Origin of the sequence: Cellulomonas sp. PhB150, from assembly GCF_003755175.1 — a bacterium.
Classification (GTDB): Bacteria; Actinomycetota; Actinomycetes; order Actinomycetales; family Cellulomonadaceae; genus Cellulomonas.
Window position 1 is genome coordinate 66895 of record NZ_RKHX01000003.1, and the last position, 18075, is coordinate 84969.

Annotated in this window: 17 protein-coding genes and 1 tRNA gene; 6 read left to right on the forward strand and 12 right to left on the reverse strand. The window is 72.9% G+C overall.

Annotation, left to right across the window (positions count from 1 at the left end; translation table 11 throughout):
• Positions 1-168 precede the first annotated feature (168 nt).
• Positions 169-1794, reverse strand: a complete 1626-nt coding sequence (groL, locus tag EDF34_RS10680) for a chaperonin GroEL (protein WP_123371471.1) — start codon at positions 1792-1794, stop codon at positions 169-171.
• Positions 1795-2091: 297 nt separating this feature from the next.
• Between groL and EDF34_RS10685 the strand changes: the two genes are divergently transcribed.
• The gene (locus tag EDF34_RS10685; RefSeq protein ID WP_199737827.1) at positions 2092-3534 is read left to right on the forward strand and encodes a glycoside hydrolase family 15; all 1443 of its coding nucleotides are present in this window, start codon (positions 2092-2094) and stop codon (positions 3532-3534) included.
• Between the two features lie 52 nt (positions 3535-3586).
• On the opposite strand, the gene EDF34_RS10690 is transcribed toward EDF34_RS10685, so the two are convergent.
• Together EDF34_RS10690 and EDF34_RS10695 are read right to left on the reverse strand one after the other, a co-directional pair.
• Positions 3587-4186: a LytR C-terminal domain-containing protein gene (locus tag EDF34_RS10690; protein ID WP_123371473.1), complete on the reverse strand. Its 600-nt coding sequence runs from the start codon at positions 4184-4186 to the stop codon at positions 3587-3589.
• A 160-nt stretch (positions 4187-4346) separates the two neighbouring features.
• Positions 4347-4649: a DUF3263 domain-containing protein gene (locus EDF34_RS10695; RefSeq protein ID WP_123371474.1), complete on the reverse strand. Its 303-nt coding sequence runs from the start codon at positions 4647-4649 to the stop codon at positions 4347-4349.
• A gap of 180 nt (positions 4650-4829) precedes the next feature.
• Here EDF34_RS10695 and EDF34_RS10700 point away from each other — a divergent pair, with 180 nt between their 5' ends.
• On the forward strand, positions 4830-5507 hold the full coding sequence (locus EDF34_RS10700) for a uracil-DNA glycosylase (protein WP_123371476.1): 678 nt from the start codon (positions 4830-4832) through the stop codon (positions 5505-5507).
• Between the two features lie 133 nt (positions 5508-5640).
• On the opposite strand, the gene EDF34_RS10705 is transcribed toward EDF34_RS10700, so the two are convergent.
• Positions 5641-7050 carry an HNH endonuclease signature motif containing protein gene (locus EDF34_RS10705; RefSeq protein ID WP_123371478.1) on the reverse strand — a complete coding sequence of 470 codons (1410 nt, stop codon included), beginning with the start codon at positions 7048-7050 and terminating at the stop codon, positions 5641-5643.
• Between the two features lie 102 nt (positions 7051-7152).
• On the opposite strand from EDF34_RS10705, the gene EDF34_RS10710 reads away from it, so the two are divergent.
• The gene (locus EDF34_RS10710; protein ID WP_123371480.1) at positions 7153-7956 is read left to right on the forward strand and encodes an SGNH/GDSL hydrolase family protein; all 804 of its coding nucleotides are present in this window, start codon (positions 7153-7155) and stop codon (positions 7954-7956) included.
• 3 nt (positions 7957-7959) lie between these two features.
• Here EDF34_RS10710 and EDF34_RS10715 read toward each other — a convergent pair whose 3' ends face one another.
• The 4 genes from EDF34_RS10715 to EDF34_RS10730 form a co-directional block, all read right to left on the reverse strand.
• A complete protein-coding gene (locus EDF34_RS10715) occupies positions 7960-9075 on the reverse strand; it encodes a hypothetical protein (RefSeq protein ID WP_123371482.1) in 1116 nt (371 codons plus the stop codon).
• On the reverse strand, positions 9072-9737 hold the full coding sequence (locus tag EDF34_RS10720; RefSeq protein WP_123371484.1) for a S24/S26 family peptidase: 666 nt from the start codon (positions 9735-9737) through the stop codon (positions 9072-9074). Before EDF34_RS10720 ends, EDF34_RS10715 begins: the two co-directional genes overlap by 4 nt.
• A 13-nt stretch (positions 9738-9750) precedes the next feature.
• Complete coding sequence (locus EDF34_RS10725) at positions 9751-10203, reverse strand: hypothetical protein (protein WP_123371486.1); 453 nt, start codon at positions 10201-10203, stop codon at positions 9751-9753.
• A 267-nt stretch (positions 10204-10470) separates the two neighbouring features.
• Positions 10471-11622 carry a sensor histidine kinase gene (locus EDF34_RS10730; RefSeq protein WP_233575329.1) on the reverse strand — a complete coding sequence of 384 codons (1152 nt, stop codon included), beginning with the start codon at positions 11620-11622 and terminating at the stop codon, positions 10471-10473.
• A 100-nt stretch (positions 11623-11722) separates the two neighbouring features.
• Here EDF34_RS10730 and EDF34_RS10735 point away from each other — a divergent pair, with 100 nt between their 5' ends.
• Entirely contained in the window at positions 11723-12394 is a 672-nt protein-coding gene (locus tag EDF34_RS10735) for a response regulator transcription factor (RefSeq protein ID WP_123371896.1), read from the forward strand.
• 30 nt (positions 12395-12424) lie between these two features.
• On the opposite strand, the gene EDF34_RS10740 is transcribed toward EDF34_RS10735, so the two are convergent.
• From EDF34_RS10740 to EDF34_RS10755, 4 genes are all read right to left on the reverse strand, one after another.
• Positions 12425-12501 (reverse strand) — tRNA-Thr (locus EDF34_RS10740).
• Positions 12502-12561: 60 nt separating this feature from the next.
• Positions 12562-13464, reverse strand: coding sequence for a thioredoxin domain-containing protein (locus tag EDF34_RS10745; RefSeq protein WP_123371489.1), 903 nt, complete (start codon positions 13462-13464; stop codon positions 12562-12564).
• 40 nt (positions 13465-13504) lie between these two features.
• Positions 13505-13999: a hypothetical protein gene (locus tag EDF34_RS10750; protein WP_148076616.1), complete on the reverse strand. Its 495-nt coding sequence runs from the start codon at positions 13997-13999 to the stop codon at positions 13505-13507.
• Positions 14000-14033: 34 nt separating this feature from the next.
• Positions 14034-15743 (reverse strand): serine/threonine-protein kinase, encoded by a 1710-nt coding sequence (locus EDF34_RS10755; protein WP_123371493.1) that lies wholly within the window; start codon positions 15741-15743, stop codon positions 14034-14036.
• 103 nt (positions 15744-15846) lie between these two features.
• Here EDF34_RS10755 and EDF34_RS10760 point away from each other — a divergent pair, with 103 nt between their 5' ends.
• Both EDF34_RS10760 and otsB read left to right on the forward strand, forming a co-directional pair.
• Positions 15847-17295 (forward strand): trehalose-6-phosphate synthase, encoded by a 1449-nt coding sequence (locus EDF34_RS10760; RefSeq protein ID WP_123371495.1) that lies wholly within the window; start codon positions 15847-15849, stop codon positions 17293-17295.
• On the forward strand, positions 17288-18034 hold the full coding sequence (otsB, locus tag EDF34_RS10765) for a trehalose-phosphatase (protein WP_123371496.1): 747 nt from the start codon (positions 17288-17290) through the stop codon (positions 18032-18034). The genes EDF34_RS10760 and otsB overlap by 8 nt, the downstream gene beginning before the upstream one ends.
• Positions 18035-18075: the final 41 nt, after the last annotated feature.

The following is an 18075-nucleotide window of genomic DNA, read 5'->3' on the forward strand; positions in this document are numbered from 1 at the left end:
CCCCGACACCCGGCGAGTGCGCCCGTCTTTGAGCGCCGCACTCGGGCGGTAAGGACAGCACTCGCGGGTGCGGGGCGCGCGGGGACGCGAACGGGCCGGTCACCCGAAGGTGACCGGCCCGTCCTGGCTGGCTCAGCGGCTCAGGGCCGCCGGGGGTTCAGCTGCGGATCAGAAGCCGCCGCCGAAGTCCTCGCCGCCGCCACCGGCCGGCGCGGGGTTGCGCTCCGGCTTGTCGGCCACGACGGCCTCCGTGGTGAGGAACAGCGCGGCGATGGACGCCGCGTTCTGCAGGGCGGAGCGCGTGACCTTCACCGGGTCGTTGACGCCCGCGGCGAGCAGGTCCTCGTACGTGTTGGTCGCGGCGTTGAGGCCGTGACCCACGGGGAGGTTGCGCACCTTCTCCGCGACGACGCCACCCTCGAGGCCGGCGTTGATCGCGATCTGCTTGAGCGGGGCCTCGATCGCGAGCTTCACGATCGCGGCACCGGTCGCCTCGTCGCCCTCGAGCTTGAGGCCCTCGAACGCCGTCTTGCCGGCCTGGATGAGCGCGACGCCACCACCGGCGACGATGCCCTCCTCGACGGCCGCCTTCGCGTTGCGAACGGCGTCCTCGATGCGGTGCTTGCGCTCCTTGAGCTCGACCTCGGTCGCCGCGCCCGCCTTGATGACGGCGACGCCGCCGGCGAGCTTGGCGAGGCGCTCCTGGAGCTTCTCGCGGTCGTAGTCCGAGTCGGAGTTCTCGATCTCGGCACGGATCTGCGAGACGCGGCCGGCGATGAGCTTCGCATCGCCAGAGCCCTCCACGATGGTGGTCTCGTCCTTGGTCACGACGACCTTGCGGGCCGTGCCCAGGACCTCGAGGCCCACGGTGTCGAGCTTGAGACCGACGGTCTCGGAGACGACCTGACCGCCCGTGAGGACGGCGATGTCCTGCAGCATCGCCTTGCGGCGGTCGCCGAAGCCGGGCGCCTTGACGGCGGCCGACTTGAACAGGCCACGGATCTTGTTGACGACGAGCGTGGCCAGGGCCTCGCCCTCGACGTCCTCGGCGACGATGAACAGCGGCTTGCCGGCCTGGATGACCTTCTCCAGCAGCGGCAGCAGGTCCTTGACGTTCGAGATCTTGCCCTCGACGAGCAGGACGTACGCGTCCTCGAGGACGGCCTCCTGACGCTCGGGGTCGGTCACGAAGTACGCCGACAGGAAGCCCTTGTCGAAGCGCATGCCCTCGGTGAGCTCGAGCTCGAGGCCCAGCGCGCTGGACTCCTCGACGGTGATGACGCCTTCCTTGCCCACCTTGTCGAGGGCCTCGGCGATGAGCTCGCCGATCGCGGTGTCACCGGCGGAGATCGCGGCCGTGGCAGCGATCTGCTCCTTGGTCTCGACGTCGCGCGCCTGCGAGAGCAGCGCGGTCGTGACGGCGGCCACGGCGGCCTCGATGCCCTTCTTCAGGGCGATCGGGTTGGCGCCGGCGGCCACGTTGCGCAGACCCTCGCGCACGAGCGCCTGGGCCAGGACGGTGGCGGTGGTGGTGCCGTCGCCAGCGACGTCGTCCGTCTTCTTGGCGACCTCCTTGACGAGCTCGGCACCGATCTTCTCGAAGGGGTCCTCGAGGTCGATCTCCTTGGCGATGGAGACGCCGTCGTTGGTGATCGTGGGGGCGCCCCACTTCTTGTCCAGGACGACGTTGCGGCCCTTCGGGCCGAGGGTGACCTTGACGGTGTCGGCGAGGATGTTGAGTCCCCGCTCGATGCCGCGGCGGGCCTCCTCGTTGAAGGCAATGATCTTGGCCATGGGGCTGTGATCCTTCACTGTGTTCGTGGGTGGGCCGACGATGCCCGCGACGGACGGCCCGGCGCCCGCGGTCATGTCCCGCGAAGCACCGAACCTCATCGGACGGCCGAGGTGGTTCTGTCACTCTCAACCCGAGAGTGCTAAGTCAATGGTTAGCACTCGGCACCCGAGAGTGCAAGCAGGGTTCGCTCAGAGCGGTGCCCGACGAGGCCGCCCGAGACCCTCCCGGGCGTCGGCGCCGCCGGAGTCGCCGCGGCGCGGCCCGGTGTGGCCCGGTGCGCCGCTAGGGTTTCGCGCGTGCCCGGTGATGACGCCGCGGTCGACGAGGTCGTCGTCCCGCCCGCAGGGCCTTCGACGCGCCCGCAGTCCGGACCGCGTCGGCGGGCACGAGCTCGCCTCGGGGCGCTCGTCGGCGCCGCGACCGTCGTCGCCGTGGCCCTGCTGCCGCACGCTGTCCCCGCCCGGGCGAGCGCCCCGGCCCCGGCGCTCGACGCGCCGCTCCCCCTGCACCAGGACGGTGTCGCGCTGCTCGCCGACGGCACCCGCGCGGGGATCGCCGACGACCTGATCCCCGCGTTCCTCCCCGGCAGCCGCGTGCTCGACCCGGCGGTCCAGCGGGCCGCGCAGGCGCTCGGCGCACCCGCCGCCGCGGTCACCGACACCGCGGGGGCGCGGTCCGCGGCCGCCGAGCAGCGCGCTTGGCTGGACTCCGGCACCGTGCCCGGGGCCGGTGGGCCGTACGAGGACCTCGCACGGGACGCGCTCCTCGACCTCCGCACGCTCCTGCTCGACGACGGCGCGACCGTCGCCGGCTGGTCGCCGTACTGGCGCTATGTCTGGCCGCGCGACGCCTCGTTCGTGGCGGTCGCCCTCGCCCGCACGGGGCACGTCGACGACGCGCTCGACGTGCTCACCTTCCTCGCGCGGGTGCAGTCGCCCGACGGCTCGTTCCAGGCGCGGTACCTGCCCGACGGCTCCGGCCCGCCCGACGACCGGGGCGTCCAGGTGGACGGCGCCGGCTGGGCGCTGTGGGCCGCGGGGCTCGTCGTCGACCAGATCTCCGACGGCGACGCCCGGGCGCGCGCCGTCCGGGACCTGCATCCTCTCGTCGAGCGCTCGACCCAGTACCTCGACGGCCTGATCGGGGCCGACGGCCTGCCGCCGGTGTCGCCCGACTACTGGGAGGTCGCCGAGTCCGAGCTCACGCTCGGGACCGCCGCTCCGCTGGTGGCGGGCCTGCAGTCGGCCACCGGCCTCGCCGGCCTGGCGCACGACGACGACCTCGCCCGCACCGCGTCGCGGGCCGGCGACCGCCTGCGCGCGGCGGTCGTCTCGGGCTTCGAGCCGACGGGCTGGGCGCGCTACGCCCGGGGCGGCCACGTCGACGCCGCGGTCGCCTTCACGCTCGCCCCGTTCTGGCGCGAGCCGGCCGCGAGCGCGCAGCTGACCTGGCGTTCGTCCGCCGGGGCCATGCGCCGCCCCGCCGGCGGCCTCGCGCCCGGCGCCGCGTGGCGCGACGACGGCATCAGCTGGACGCCGCAGACCACGCTGTACGCGTGGGTCGCCGCCGAGCAGGGCGACGCGGCGCTCGCGGCCCGCTGGCTCGACGTCGTCGACAGCCACCGGACACCGTCGGGTGCGATCCCCGAGAAGATCCTCGCCGACGGGTCGCCCGCGTCCGTCGCGCCCCTGTCGTGGAGCGCGGCGTGCGTGGTGCTCGCGGTCGACGCCCTGGGCTGAGACCGCAGGCGGGCTGCTGGGGGCGAACTGCTGCGGGCGGGGCTGCTGCGGGCTACGGCTGCGTGATGAGGACCGCGCTGACGCCGTCCTCCGCGTCGCTCTCCGAGAGAGTGACGGTGTCGATGCCGATCGTCCGGGCGACGAGGTCGGCCGTGGCCTTGAGGTCGTCGCTCGCGTAGTAGACCGTCGACTCGCCCGGCTTGGTGCCCACGTAGTTGGCTGCCGTCACGTTCGTGAACCCGGCGCCCTTGAGATCGGTGACGGTGCTGGCCGCCAGGCCGCTGATGCCGGCCGCGTTGAACACGGTCACCGGCGTCGCCAGGGCGACCTCGGCGGTGGGCTCCTCGGAGGCGGACTCAGCCGGCTCCGACGGCTCGCTCGACGACTCGGCCGAGGGCGACGTCGACGGCTTCGACGCCGACGCGCTCGGGGCCTTGCTCGTCGTGCTCGAGGTCGGCGTGCTCGGCGAGTTGTCGCGCGACGCGAAGGTCACGAGCCCGTAGGCGATCGCCGGCACGACGAGGATGACGACGAGGAAGGGCCACCACCGGCTCCACGCCGACCGCGGCGCGCGGTGCACACCTCGGGGGACGTCGGGGCCCGTCGGCGCGTCGAACTCGTCATCGGCGTAGGGGTAGTCGGCCTTGCTCACGGCCGCAAGGCTAACGTCTGCGCTGCTCTACCCGCGTCAGGCCGCACGGATCGGGACGCGCGGCGCGCGGCGAGAGGGGTCGATACGCACGCTTTTCGCCCAGGAGGTGCGTCGATCACCGCGAGCGGGAGAGATCCGTCACGCGGCGGCGTGGACCCGGTCAGCCCTGGGTGCTGAGGCGACGAGCCGTGCGGGCACGCTGGCGCGACGAGCGCATCCGGCGGAGCCGCTTGACGAGCATGGGGTCGTGGGCGAGGGCGGCCGGGTCGTCGATCAGGGCGTTGAGCACCTGGTAGTACCGCGTGGCCGACATGTCGAACAGCTCGCGGATCGCCTGCTCCTTGGCGCCCGCGTACTTCCACCACTGGCGCTCGAACGCGAGAACCTGCTCGTCGCGCTCGGCGAGGCCGGAGGGTGCGCCGGTGGTGGGCAGCGACTCGAGCGTCATCGTCGCGGCGTCCATGCGTCCTCCTGGTGTCCTGCTGCTGTCCTGCAGTGGTCGTGCGGTGGTCGTGCGGTGGTCGTGCTGTCCGAGCCCGGCACCGCGAGGGCGCCGAGCGACATCGTACGACCGTAATGACACTCGTGTCATTCGCCGTCCGGGTGGATCTGGGCCCCTCGGCCCCCGGTAGCGTTCGTCGCCGTGAACGCCTCTGCGCTGGACGAGCTCGTCGCACCCGACTGGGCCGCGGCCCTCGCCCCCGTCGAGCCGCAGATCCGGGCGGCCGGCGAGTTCCTGCGGGACGAGGTCGCCGCAGGCAGGACGTACCTGCCCGCGAGCGAGTCGATCCTGCGGGCCTTCTCCCGCCCGATGTCCGACGTCCGCGTCCTCGTCGTCGGGCAGGACCCCTACCCGACTCCCGGGCACCCGATGGGGCTGTCGTTCTCCGTCCAGCCCGACGTGCGCCCGATCCCCCGCTCCCTCGCGAACATCTTCCGCGAGCTCGTCGAGGACACCGGCGTCGCGATGCCGACGACCGGCGACCTGTCCCCGTGGGCCGACCGCGGCGTCATGCTGCTCAACCGGGTCCTGACCGTCCGGCCCGGCGAGCCCGCATCGCACCGAAGGCAGGGCTGGGAGGCCGTGACCGAGCGCGCGATCGCCGCCCTCGTGGACCGGGGCGGGCCCCTCGTCGCGCTGCTGTGGGGTCGTGACGCGCAGTCGCTCAAGCCGTCGCTCGGCGACATTCCGTACGTCGAGAGCGTGCACCCGAGCCCGCTCTCGGCGAGCCGCGGCTTCTTCGGGTCGCGCCCGTTCAGCCGCGTCAACGAGCTCCTCGTCGCGCAAGGGGCAGCACCGATCGACTGGTCCCTCCCCTGATCGACGGCTCATCGACGGCTCATCGACCGCTGATCGACGCCCCGACCGACGACCGCCGAGTATGCAGGTCAGAAGCATGCAGGTCAGAAGCGTGCGGGGTCAGAAGCGTGCGGGGGTCAGAAGCGTGCGGGGGTCAGAACGGTGGCGGGACGTCCTCGCCCGGCGGACGCGGCACGGGCGGGCGGTGCTCGAGCAGGCTCGATCCGACCAGCAACCTGATCGGTGCGCGTGAGTACGTGATGCCGAGCGGGCTCGTCCAGGTGCACGTCCCGGTGACCGGGTCTCTGGTCGCGTTCCACACCTTGTCGGTCTTCGACTGGTGGTGGTGCTTGCAGCCCGCCCCGAGGTTGTCGTCGGTGGTCTGGCCGTCCGCGGGACGGGCGTGGTCGTACGGCACGAGGTGGTCGATCTCGCACCGAGCCGCCGGCTGGCGGCAACCCGGTGCGGTGCAGGTGACGTCGCGGGCCAGGACCGTGCCCGTGAGGTCGGCTCCGGGGCGGTAGGTGACCCGACCGCGCTCCACGAACGTCCCGTTGCGCGGGTCCGTGAGGATCCGACGCCAGGTGCCGTCCTGCGCGAGCTCACGCGCGACGTACGCCGGGATCGGCCCGTAGCTCTCGAGCTCGCCGGGCAGCTCGTCGAGGCCCAGCAGAGTCGTGGCGGCGACGGTCACGTGGAGCGCGACCTTGCGCCCGTGCCGGGTCGCCAGGTGCGCGCCTGCGGCGGTCCGGCCGGTGTCGAGGACGTGGCGGAAGATGTCCGCGAACGCATCCGCTCGGCGCTGGTCGACGGTGCGGGTGTCGCCCGGGGACTTCGCCGCCTCGGCGAGCGCGTCGAGCGCGGTGTACGCGGCGACCGCGTCGGCGGCCGGGAGGAAGGCACCGAACGAGGCCATGGAGTCAGGACGCCAGGTGAGGTCGATCCCACGGTCCTCCTTGGCCCGCTCGTGGCGCACCTTCGCGGTGCTCGGGTCCGCCGCGAGGCACTCCCGGCGGACGACCCGCGTCAGCTGCGGCGCGGTCAGCCCCTCGGACTCCTCGACCGCCCGAGCGATGACGTCGTCCCGCACCTCGCCCTCGGCGAGCGGGAGGGTCTCCTTAAGAATCAGGTCGACCTTGCGGGCGTCGATCCTTCCCGCGCGCAGCGCGTCTCGCAGCACGGGGTGCGCGGCGACGCCCACGGCACGGTCGGCGAGGACACCGGCCGAGTACGAGGTGAGGGTGAGCGCCGCCGCTATCTCGTCCTCGACGTAGCCACGCATCGGACCGGGGCGGTCGATCATGTGGGCGATCGCCGCCGACTGCCCCGCGATCGCCATGCTGATGACCTGCTGCCAGGCCGCGACGACCTCGAGCGAGTCCCGCGGGGAGAGCTCGTCGATGGCGAGCCGCTCGACGTGACGGGCGATCTCCGCCACCGAGGCCCGTACGGGGAAGATCGGCTGCGTCATCTCGGGGTCCCCGGGGGCGAAGGGGTCCCCGTCGACGTCCGCCGAGACCGCACGGCTGGACGTCACGAAGCCACCGGCTCGTTCCTTGGCCACGGCTGCCCCCTCTCGTCGTCGTGCGGCTCTTCGAACAACTGTACGACCGACCACTGACACGACCGTCGAGCCCTCGGGTGGGAAGGAGTGCAGAATGCTGCGGTGAGCACGACGTCCGACGCCCCCCGCTGGTCCCGCTACGTCGCCATCGGCGACTCCTTCACCGAAGGGCTCTGGGACGGCCCGGACGGGCCCGACGCACCGCAGCGCGGCTGGGCGGACCTGCTCGCCTCCCACCTCTCCGCACGCCGCACGGCCGCGGGCGAGGCACCGCTCGAGTACGCGAACCTCGCGATCCGCGGCCGGCTGCTGCGCCCGATCCTCGTCGAGCAGGTCCCGGCCGCGCTCGCGATGAAGCCCGACCTCGTGAGCCTCGTCGGCGGCGGCAACGACATCCTGCGCCCGACCGCCGACGTCGACCGGATGGCCCGCAACCTCGAGGCCGGCGTGGTCCGGCTGCGCGAGGCGGGCGTGGACGTGCTGCTCGGCACGGGTGTCGACGCGGCGGGCAGCCCCCTGGTCAAGGCCACGCGCAACCGCGTCGCAATCTACAACGCGCTCATCTGGTCGATGGCCCGCCGCCACGGCGCCTACGTCGTGGACCTGTGGGGCATGCGTGCGCTGCAGGACTGGCGCATGTGGGCCGAGGACCGCATCCACCTCACCACCGACGGCCACGCCCGGGTCGCGCAGGGCGCGCTCGTCGGGCTGGGGCTGACGCCCGACGACGCCGCGTGGGACGACCCGCTCACGCCCCTGCCCCCGACCCCGCGGATGCAGCAGGCGCGCGAGGACGCGGCGTGGGTGCGCGAGCACCTCTACCCCTGGGCGACGCGCCGCCTGCGCGGGAAGTCCTCGGGGGACCTGCGGGTGCCGAAGCGCCCGGAGATCAGCCCAGTCGAGTGACCGCTACTTGACGCACGCGACGAACGTCACGGTCCGCGCGGCGTCACCGCCGCCCGCGTCGCGCACGCCGTACGTGCCCCAGTCGTTCGGCGTGAACCGGTACGTGCTCCCGGACAGCGGCGCGAGCAGGATGCCGCCCGTGCGCACCTCGACCGTGGCCGCGCTCAGGCCCGCGCTCGTCCGCAGGGCGATCGCCGCCGACATGTCGACGTCGGCCCGCCAGCCTGCGTAGAAGGGATAGGCGCCGGTGACGGCCACCGTCGTCGTGATGCACGCGTTGTTGGCGTCGGAGCTGACGGTGGAGCTCTGCGAGTAGGTCAGGGTCGGGTCGTAGGCCGGGGCGGGCGCCGCGTAGTTGCAGACCGAGATCGTGTACGTCTGCCCGGACGTGATCGTCGCCTTGCTGCCGGTGCCCGTGATCTTGAGCAGACCGCCGACGGCGTTCGCGGTGGTCCACTGGTAGCCGTTCCACGTGTCCAGCTGGTAGGCGCTCGCGCTTCCCTCGCCGTTGAACGGACGCTGGTTGACGTGCAGGTCCGCGGTCCACGAGGTCGGGGTCGTCGAGGTGCCGGTGACCGAGATCGTCACGCAGACCTGCTTGCCGTTGCCGGTCGGGGCCCAGACGGGCGTGTTCGGCGGCAGGACCACGTTGGTCCCCGGGGTCACGGGGCCGTCGGGCGTCGCCGCGAGCGGGGTGTAGCTCCAGGTCGCCGGGACGGGCCAGCCGCCGATGGTCACGTAGACCTTCTCGGTGGTGGTGGCCGTGAAGGCCGACGACGTCAGGGTGGCCGTCGCGGCCGACACCGTGGTCGTCGCCTCGAACCGCTTGGCGGCGGTCCAGGTCGAGGCGGTGGGCTCGTAGACCGTCACGACGAGCGCCTTGCCGGCGCACGCCGACGCGTCCAGGTTGCTCACGACGACGCTGGTGGACGTGCCCGACGTGCTGGGGGTGGACGCGGTGACCGTCTGGCCCGAGCACCGGGCCACGGACGTCAGGTACTGCCGCTTCGAGGTGGTCAGCGACATCGCGGACGCGCTCGCGACCGAGGCCGTGAGCATCGCGACCAGCGCGATGGCCACGGCGACGACGACGCGCGGTCGCAGGACGCGCCCCGTCACGACCGCGCCGCTTCCTGGAGCGCGTCCGGGTCGGTCGCACCGAGCTCGGGCTCGTCCTGCTTCTGGGACGGCAGCGCGAGGGAGTCCGGCTGCTCGACGGGGTCGGCGGGCGCCTCGTCCTCGGGCGCCTCAGCCGAACCGCCCGAAACAGGCGCGGCGTCCTCGTCGTCGTTGCGCGGCCACATCAGGAGGGCGAGCGACAGCGCGATCATCCCGCACCAGACGTACGGGCTCGTGAGCGCAGACCCGAGGAGCGCGAGCTTGGGGATGCGGATCTTCGCGATGCCCACGACGTCGGCGTCCGTGGGCGTGAACGCGTCGATGAAGTCGTTGTTGTCGCCCTGCAGCGTCCAGCCGTCCGGCGTCCCGTCGACGATGCGGTGGATGATGCGGGCGTCGCCGCCGATGCCCGGGGGCGAGTAGACGACGATGTCGCCGACGGCCGGCTGGCCGCACCGCGCGAGCACGATGTCACCGGTGTAGAACGTGGGCTCCATCGAGTGCCCGGACACGACGGTCATCGTCGTGCAGCCGCCGAGGCTCGTCGGCCACAGGAACCACGCGGCCAGGGCGATCGCGCCGTAGAACAGGACCGAGACGCCAGCACGCAGCACCCGCCGGCGGGTGCCGGCGGGTGCTGCGGGTGGCGTCTCGGTCGTCACAGGCGAGGGTGGGTCAGCTGTAGATCGTCAGGCTGACACCCGAGATGTCGTTCGCGACGACGCCGGCGGGGATCGCGACGGTGAGGACGGACGTCGAGCCGGCCGCGGTGGTCGTCGGGACCGTGGGCGTGCCGGTGGTGACCTCGGACCAGCCGCTCGGCGTCTTGACCGCGACCTTGTAGGTGAGGCCGCCGCACTCGGCAGCCAGCGACTTCACGCCGCTGAAGATCACGCTCTGCGCCGAGTAGACACCGGTCGTCGAGTTGAGCGTCGGCGTGCCGAACGTGACGGGGATGGCCGTCGTGCCCTGGCAGTCGGCGGTGATGGTCGTCGAACCGGCCTGGAACTTGGTGTTGTTCGTCAGGCTCAGCTGCGACGCGGCGGCGAGCGACATGCCTGCCACGCCGACGACGGCCAGGCCGACTGCGAGCGCCTTGCGGGTCTTCTTCGACTTCGTGGAAGCCATGATGTTCTCCTGGGGGTGCGTAGCGAGGGGACTGAGCCCTCGACTCCCCGCCGAAGACCCGTTCACGTTGGTGTGGCCGTGAGGCCGATCGCGAACGTATGTGGTATCGGCAAGGCACCCCTTCGCGCGGTGGGTGGCTGCACCCAGGGCGTCCGGGATGCCGTTTTCTTTCACCCGGAGCAAATCCTCATCAGGCGCCCAACTCGGCCGATCCGGGCGCCACGGATGGACGCGGTCTCCGTCACCCGTCCAGGTGAGAGGCGCGTGCTACTCGGGCGGCGCGCCCAGCTTCATGCGGGCCTCGAGGCGCGCGCCGCGGACCTCACCGGGCGTCAGCGACACCGTCCCGCCCTGCATCTCGAGCCGGCGACGCAGGCGGGCCGTCCCGGACGCGATGCCCGCGAGCTCGGGGTCGAACAGGGGTCCGTCGTTCTGGACGGCGACGATCAGCCAGCCGTCGACGAGGTCGAGCTCGACCTGGATCGACCCGGCGGGACCGTACTTGAGCGCGTTGGTCACGCCCTCCTCGACCACCCGGACAGCGAGGAGGCGGTCGGCGACGCCGATGCAGCTCGACGCGGGGTCGTCGAGCGACCGCACCGCGTCGGACGCGGTCAGCCGGGTGGCGATGCTCGCGGGGATACGGCCGAACAGCGCGCGGACGGCGGGCACGAGGCCCAGCTCGATGCGCTCGGGGTACAGCAGCCGGCTCATCTGCCGGACGTCGACCTCGCTCGCCTCCGCCAGCTCGTCGCGCACCCACGCGAGGGTCTTCGCGTCGTCGGGGTCGAGCCGGCCGGCGGCCAGGACCTCGTCGATGCGCGCGTCGATCACCACGAGCTTGCCCTGGAGGGTGCCGTGCAGGCCCTCGGCCACCTCGCGGCGCACGCGGATCTCCTCCTGCTCGAGCGCGTGGACGGCCATCTCCACCTCGACGGCGTGGCGCTCGGCGGCCCGCGTCGAGCGGCGGTTGCCCCGTCGGACGACGATCGCCCAGCACCCGATGGCGGCGGACACCACCCCGATGATGAAGCCGCCCAGCAGCTCCGCCTCGAAGGTGCTCTGCTGCGGGTCGGCGTAGACGTCGAGCGCGGCCTGCGCGACGACGCGCACGACCGAGCACACGGCCGCGGACGCGATGACGCCGACCGCGAAGGTCCCGAGGTGCTGGGCCCGGTGCACGCGCATGACGACGAGCCCGACGAGCAGCGCCGTGACGCCGATGATGTTGGCCAGGACCCGCCGCCACAGCGAGATCCCCTGCCATCCCGGCACGAAGGTGCTGTAGATGTAGGTGCTCTGCAGCGACGCGCCGATCGCGTACCCGAGGGCCACGATCGCGGTCGCCCGCACGATCGCCCGGCGGTCGCCGGCGATGTCCTTCGCGCGCTGCGCGACGGCGAGAGCGGTCTCCGGCACGGGCTGCCTCCCTCTGGCCGTCGTGGTCCCCATCGGCCGGGTCGGCACGCTCGTGAGCGTGTCACGCGACGGAAAGACGGGGCAGACCATACTGGACCCGATGATCAAGCCAGCCACCGGCCCCGTCCGCGTCGCCCTGGTCGAGGACCAGCCGCTGTTCCGCACCATGCTCGAACGGACCCTGGCGGGCGCCACGGGTCTGCACGTCGTGGCGGCGGTCGGGACGACGACCGAGGCGATGCGCCTGCTGCGCCCCGGGTTCGCCGACGTGGTCGTCCTCGACATCGACCTGCCCGACGGCAACGGCATCGCGCTCGGCGTCACGCTGCGCCGCCGCCAGCCGAACCTCGGCATCCTGCTGCTCTCGGCGCACGACGCGATGGACCTGCTGCTGGACCTCCCCCAGGACGTCGCCTCGGGCTGGGGCTACCTGTCGAAGACGTCCACGACGAGCGAGGAGGTGCTGATCGGCGCCGTCCAGGCCGCCGCCGTCGGCGAGACCGTCCTCGACCCGGCCCTGCTCGCGAAGGTCAAGCCGCGCGCCGGGTCGGACGTCGCCCGCCTCACGGACCGGCAGTACGAGGTCCTGCGCCTGCTGGCCGCCGGGCTGTCCAACGCGGGAATCGGCGAGAAGCTCGGCATCACCGAGAAGTCGGTCCAGAACCACGTCAACGCGACCTACGCGACGCTCGGCATCGACGCCGACCCGCAGCGCAACCCCCGCGTCAGCGCCGCGCTGCGCCTCCTCGAGGAGTCCGGCCCGGCGCACTGACGCTCCTCGAGCTTCTGTCCGGGTGAGACGTGGAGCCCCCTATCGGATTCGAACCGATGACCCCCTGTTTACAAGACAGGTGCTCTGGCCGACTGAGCTAAGGAGGCGGGCGGGAACAGCGTACCGAGGCCCGGCCCCCGCGGACGCAGCGGGGGCCGGGCCGGCGGTCACTTGGCGGCAGCGGCCTCGACGGCGGCCTTGAGCTCGCCCGGGTTCTGCCAGGAGCCCGCGAACTCCTTGTCGTCGATGAGGATCGTCGGCGTGGAGACCTTGCCGATGACCGTCTTCATCTCCTCGGTGTTCGCGGCGATCCAGGGGGAGAAGGTCCGCCACGTGCCGGACTTCTCCGCGTCCGAGCCGTTGACCTTGTAGGTCCCGGTGACCGTGTCGGTGAACGTGTCGGACACGGACGTCGGCACGCCCGCGCTCGTGGCGATCTCGGCGATCTTCTCGTCGGGCAGGCCGTCGCTGTTCTCGGCGGGCTGGTCGGCGTACAGCGCGGTGAGGAACGGCGTGAAGTGCTCCGGGTCCTTGTCCGCGACGATCGACACCGCGTTGGCGGCGCGCGAGGAGTAGTAGGTGCCGCTCGAGACGCTGTCGAGGAAGGACACCGGGAAGTACTTGACCGTGATGCCGTCCTCCTTCGCGAGCGCGTCGAGGTCGGCGCCGTTGATCGCGTCGAACTGCTGGCAGATCGGGCACTGGGTGTCGAAGTAGACGCTCACCGTGGTGTCGCCGTCGCCGGCCTCGCCGACGCCCGCCTTGCTCACGGGGATGAAGGCGCCCGTCGCGGTCGAGGGTGCCGTCACGTCCGCGAGCGCGGGCGGCACGACGTCGCTGCCACCGCCGCCGTAGGCGACGTTCCCGTACTGCTCGGCCTTGTCGTTGTTCGTCTTGACGATGAAGCCGACGACGCCCGCGAGGGCGACGACGATGACCGCACCGAAGGCGATCACGGCGATGCGGGTGCGCTTGGCCTTGCGCTCCTGCTCGATGCGGAGGAGGCGGGCCTTCTCGCGCGCCTCGTCACGGCGCTGGTTCTTGCTCGGCTTGGGGTCGTTCGTGGGCATGGGTGCTCCTGGGTCGGGTGGGGCGAAGGGTGGCGGGGGGTCAGGCCGCCACGGGAGGCCCGCGCCGGGCGATGCCCGCGACGAGCACCCGTCCCACGGGACGGGCCACGAGATGACCGGGGAAGTTCAGCGGCCGCGCGACGACCACGTGCACGCGCGAGGTGCGGGCGACGGCACGGCGGACCAGCTGCCGCAGGACGGCTCCCACGCGGGCGACGACCGTCAGCGCGCCGAAGCCGCCGATCCCGAGCGCCGCGTAGGCGAGGAGCATCGGCAGGGCGATGCTGAGCAGCAGGACCGCGCTCGTCGACGTCGGACCGGCCCCGAGCGTGCCGTCGGGGCAGTCGGCCGCGCGGCGCAGGACGGCGAGCCGCATGCCCATGACGCCCGCGGCGCCGTGGGCGTCCACGCACCCCTGCAGCAGCAGCCGCGAGGACACCGTCGCGAGCGTGCCGACGAGCAGCGCGAGCGCGCCGAGCGCCACGGCGAACGCCGGGCGCGCGGCAGCGGCCACGGGGCGGCGTCGCGCGGTCATGGGCACAGGGTAGAGGTCGAAGGTGTGCGGCGGGTCACGGGTACGTGGGCGGCGTGAGCGGCCACCACACGATCTCCACGTCGTTCATCACCAGCGCGACGAGCACGACCGACACGACGAGGCACAGCACGACGAGGATCGCCGCGCCCAGCCGTCCGGGCGCGACGACGGCGAGCACCCGCCGGGCACCGGTCCGGGTCATCCCCGACAACGGCCCGAACCACACGATGAGCACCCCGAGCAGCGCGACCGAGCCGACCAGGATCGAGGCGGCCGTGCCCTGCAGCTCGTCGCCCGTGGTCAGGTCGCCGAGCACCCAGGTGCCCTCGGAGAACAGCCACCAGATCACGCCGACGACGATGACGACGACGCTCGCGCTCACCATGAGCGCCGGGATCAGCCCCGCCGCTGCGCGCAGGAGGTGCCACGGCCCGGTGGCCACGGCCCGGGCCGTGTCCCCGCGCCGCACGCCCGACCGCTCACGCCGCGTGTGCATGGACTCCACGGTCGAGCCGATCGCCCGCTCCACGAGCAGGAGCACCCCGACGACGATGAGCGTGACCAGCGGGAACAGCGCCGCGGCGGTGCCGACGACGAGCGCGAGCGCGAGCAGCGAGCCCCAGCGCCGCCGCGCCGGTGGGCGCTCGTAGCCGGACCCCTCACCCGCGTCACCCTCGGACGCGTCGAGGTCGTCCTCGATCCAGTCCACCCCGTCGGGGTCGTCGTCCAGGTCGTCCTCGTCCTCGTCCGGCGCGACCTTCACGAGGCTCGCCGGCATCGCGACGGTGTTCCCGTCCTGGGCGGCGGGCGCGAGCGCACGCGTGGACGCCGGCTCGGCGGGCGCGATCACGGTCGTCGCCCCGGCCATCGGCACGGCCGAGGCCATCCCGGCGTCGAGCACCACGGTCCCGTCCTCGTCGGGCGGCAGGTCCCCCTCCGCAGCGACGGTGGTCAGCGCGAGCACGACGTCGTCGGGCGAGGTGCGCGCGTCGACGTCCGGGTCCAGCGCGCCGACGAGGGCCGCGGCGGTCAGCGCGCCGAGGCCGTCGACGTCCACCTCGCCGGACCGTGCGCGGGCGAGGACCGCCTCGACGGGTCGGGTCCCGAACGGCGCCCGCCCGGTCGCGGCGAACACCAGCACGGCGGCCCAGCCCCACAGGTCGCTCGCGGGCGACGGCTCGTCGCCGTCGAGCAGCTCGGGCGCGAGGTAGCCGGGGGTGCCCACGACGAGGCCCGTCGAGGTCAGCGGCACGCCGTCGTCGGCCGCCTGCGCGATGCCGAAGTCGATGAGCACCGGGCCGTCGTCGGTGACGAGGACGTTCGACGGCTTGAGGTCGCGGTGCACCACGCCGGCGCCGTGCACGGCGTGCAGCGCGTCGAGCAGCCCCGCGGCGAGCGCGAGCAGGTCGTCGGCGTCCAGCGGCCCCCGCTCGCGCACGTGGTCGGCGAGGTTCTCGCCGTCGACCAGCTCGGTGACGATGAACGCCTCGGTCGAGTCCGCCTCCGCGTCGAGCACGGCGGCGACTGCAGGGTGGCGCAGGCGCTGCAGCGCGGCGACCTCACGACGCAGGCGCTCGCGACCGGCGGCGTCGGCACCGATGTGCGGGTGCAGCAGCTTGAGCGCGACGGTGCTGCCGCCCCCGTCGACCGCGCGGTACACGGTCCCCATGCCGCCCGAGCCCAGCGGCGCCACGACGGTGTACCCGCCGATCTCCGACCCCGGTGCCAGCCCGATCCGCTCCATGCGCAGCCACGCTAGCCGTCCGACCTGCGATCCGAGCGCTCACCCCCGGGCGTGCCGCGGCAACCGCGACTAGGGTCGAGCCAGATCCCGAGGAGTTGATGCTGTGCCGAGCGCTGTGCCCGATCGCGGCTACGACCTGGTCGTCGTCGCCAACCGTCTGCCCGTGGACGTGACCATCGGCGAGGACGGTGAGCCGACCTGGACCCGCTCTCCCGGTGGCCTGGTGACCGCCCTCAACCCCGTCATGGCGAAGGCCGAGGGCGCGTGGGTGGGCTGGTCCGGCGCGCCGGACCACGACGTCGAGCCGTTCGAGGTCGACGGGACCGAGCTGATCCCCGTGACCCTGTCCGCGGAGGACATCGAGAAGTTCTACGAGGGCTTCTCCAACGACACCCTGTGGCCGCTCTACCACGACGTCATCTCCCCGCCCACGTTCCACCGCACCTGGTGGGAGGCCTACCAGCGGGTCAACCGCCGGTTCGCGGAGGCCGCCGCCGGCCAGGCCGCGCACGGCGCGACGGTCTGGGTGCACGACTACCAGCTGCAGCTGGTCCCCAAGATGCTGCGCGACCTGCGGCCGGACCTGAGGATCGGGTACTTCCACCACATCCCGTGGCCGCCGCTCGAGCTGTTCATCCAGCTCCCGTGGCGCAAGCAGGTCGTCGAGGGCCTGCTCGGCGCGGACCTCATCGGCTTCCAGCGCGGTGGCGACGCCGCCAACTTCGTCCGCGTCGTCCGCCGCCTCACCGGCCTGACCACGCGCGGGCAGGTCATCACGCTGTCCAAGCACGGCAAGGTCGAGCGGCACGTGCGTGCGGCCGCCTTCCCGATCTCGATCGACTCGGGCGCGTTCGACGAGCTGGCGCGCACCCCCGAGGTGCAGGCCCGCGCCAAGCAGATCCGCACCGAGCTCGGCGACCCCGAGGTGCTCCTGCTCGGCGTCGACCGGCTCGACTACACCAAGGGGATCCGCCACCGGATCAAGGCGTACGGCGAGCTCCTGCACGACGGCCGGCTCTCGGCGACGTCGACGACCCTGGTCCAGGTGGCCAGCCCGAGCCGCGAGAACGTGGACGCCTACGCCCAGCTGCGCGACGAGGTCGAGCAGCTGGTCGGCCGGATCAACGGCGACTACGGCCAGGTGGGCCACGCGCCCGTGCAGTACCTGCACCAGTCGTTCCCCATGGAGGAGATGGCGGCCCTGTACCTGGCGGCCGACGTCATGCTCGTCACCGCCCTGCGTGACGGCATGAACCTCGTGGCCAAGGAGTACGTCGCCGCCCGGTCCGACGACCGAGGCGCGCTGGTGCTGTCCGAGTTCACAGGTGCGGCCGACGAGCTGACCGGCGCGATCCTCGTCAACCCGCACGACATCGACGGCATGAAGGACGCGATCACCTACGCCGTGCACATCGACCCCCGTGAGTCCCGCAAGCGCATGCGCCGTCTGCGCCGCCGCGTGCTCGGCCACGACGTGAACGCCTGGTCGCAGGAGTTCCTCGCGGTGCTGACGGCGGTCCCGAACCGGGAAGGACGAGGTGGACATGTCTGACCTCACCACCGCCATCGCGGCCACCGACCGGCCGCTGCTCGTCGCGCTCGACTTCGACGGCACGCTCGCCCCGCTCCAGGACGACCCGAGCGCCTCGCGGATCATCCCCGCGGGCGTGGACGTCCTGGCCCGGGTCGCCGCGCAGCCGGAGGTGTCGCTCGCGCTCGTCTCGGGCCGCGCGCTGCACGACCTGCACGCTCTCGCCGAGGTCCCCGCCGGGACGTACCTGATCGGCAGCCACGGCGCCGAGCGTGCGCGGGTCACCCGGTTCGGGCTCGACCGCGACGTGGTGCAGCTGACCGACGACGAGGCCGACCGGCTCGCCGCTCTCGGTGCCCGCGCCGCCGGCATCGTGCGCGGCAAGGACGGCGTGTGGGTGGAGACCAAGCCGACCGCCGTCGTGGTGCACACGCGGCTCGCGCAGGACGAGGACCGGCACGAGGCGGAGGCCGCGGCGCTCGCGCTGGGCGCCGAGCTCGGCTCCGGCGTGCTGCACGGCAAGGACGTGGTCGAGATCTCCGTGCTGCACGCGAGCAAGGGCGAGGCCCTGGCCGCGCTGCGCGACGAGCTCGGCGCGCACGCCGTCGTGTTCGCGGGTGACGACACCACCGACGAGCGCGCGTTCGAGGTGCTGCGCGGGGGCGACGTGGCGATCAAGGTGGGCCCGGGCGAGACGATCGCGCGCCACCGCGTGGACTCGCCCGACGAGCTCGTCGAGGCCCTCTCCGCTCTCGCCTGAGCGGCACTTCGGACCTTTCGGACGCATCGCCCGGGGCGAGC